The 1,450-nt window shown below is 32.1% G+C and carries 2 protein-coding genes; both read right to left on the bottom strand.

What is annotated here, in order from left to right; all coding sequences use genetic code 11:
* The coding region (locus tag AA089_RS22990; protein ID WP_046759370.1) for a hypothetical protein at positions 1-1,031 on the bottom strand (1,031 nt) is incomplete at its 3' end.
* The gene (locus AA089_RS22985) at positions 1,028-1,210 is read right to left on the bottom strand and encodes a hypothetical protein (protein ID WP_046759369.1); all 183 of its coding nucleotides are present in this window, start codon (positions 1,208-1,210) and stop codon (positions 1,028-1,030) included. The genes AA089_RS22985 and AA089_RS22990, both read right to left, overlap by 4 nt.
* Positions 1,211-1,450: the final 240 nt, after the last annotated feature.

Here is a 1,450-nt window from a genome sequence, read left to right as displayed (position 1 = left end):
CCATGCTTATTTTTTGGATCAAAATATCTATGTGGTAATTGAACGAATCTATTTTCGGAATCTTTGGCAAGATACTTCTGGACTAATTCAACGCGTTTTATATAGACATTGTGAACTTTATCTAAATGTTGTTTTTTTACAGGCTGATACCACAAATACAATAACTCTTTGGTCTTTTTCTCCACATTTTTAGTTAAGTATATCTCTTTGTATAATTTCTTTTTAGCGAGTTCCCATAAAGAATCTACATAAGAATTAAGAAAGGGAATCCCTGAAGCTTCAAGCCTTGAATCTATGCCTTTTGCCTGTGTTTTAACTTCAGGAAATTCTCCTTCCTTCTCTGCATCATTAGTAAGCTTGAAATTTCGCGCGCCTGGTGTGCCTTGCGAAAGTGGCTCATTTATTTTTTTACCGCCTTCCTTCTCTGCGTATCCTGCCAATTTGTTACCAGCTAGAGTTTCAACTTTGGAAGAACTCGAACTTAACTTTCTGTCAATGTTCAATTTTTTATCAACGGCTATTAATATATTATTTATGTAGCTATTGTTACCAGAGTCTGTATGGGGACAACTTGTCGAACACTCTTTTTTAAAAAACTGATTATCAGTATTTTTTATTTCTCCTTCTTTCTTTATATTTTTTGAGTTATTCAGTGGTTTTGGACAGTTTATCAACAGTATTTTAGGATTCAAATAGAGTTCAAAGCTGGCGTTAGAACCATGCCATATTTTTTGAATGATGATATTGGATTTTTCAAGCTTGATAAGATGTCTTTTAATAGTTCTAGTACTAACACGTGCAATTTTAGCTAATTGTACGTTGTTGGTCTTTAAATAAGGAATATTAGCAGCATCAAAAGAAGCCTTTTTACTTTCTTTCAATAATGAAGCACCATAAATTCTAATAATCTCTCTAGCGGTTGCAATCACAGGTTGACGCAGTCGAGTAGAAAGACTATCAGCGGTAGTGTTGTGTTTTTCAACGAAAACATCAAGTGCTTTGAAAACAATTGAAAAATGAATGATGCTCATGATTTATTAAACGTATTAACCAGCAAATCATCCATAGCTGATGCTATAGAGATTAATTTTTTCTTCCTTTTCTTTGATTTCTTAGCAGTTACTTTTTGTAAATCAAGCATACCATAAAGTCGCAGCTTTTCATCTGCGCTCAATGCTTGAATTACGTTATATACAGTTTCTGCTTTCAATTACTTTATTAGTTTTCTCAGTTAATTCATTCAAACAATTTCAAAACAATACCTACAAGCTTTAAATAACCGATTCTAATTCATTTAAAATTGAGCACAAGAAGTCTTGGTCGCTTCTTTGAGCAACTTTATAATTATGATATAAGTTAGAATTGACTACATCAAGTGTAGAGTAGTTTGATATAGTATGAACAAGAGCTAATAACTTGTCCTATTATCTAAAGATTTAATGTTTTTTTG

Origin of the sequence: Kordia jejudonensis (genome assembly GCF_001005315.1) — a bacterium.
GTDB classification, from domain to species: Bacteria; Bacteroidota; Bacteroidia; order Flavobacteriales; family Flavobacteriaceae; genus Kordia; species Kordia jejudonensis.
Note: the sequence above shows the minus strand (reverse complement) of the source record. Positions and strands in the feature narration are given on the sequence as shown.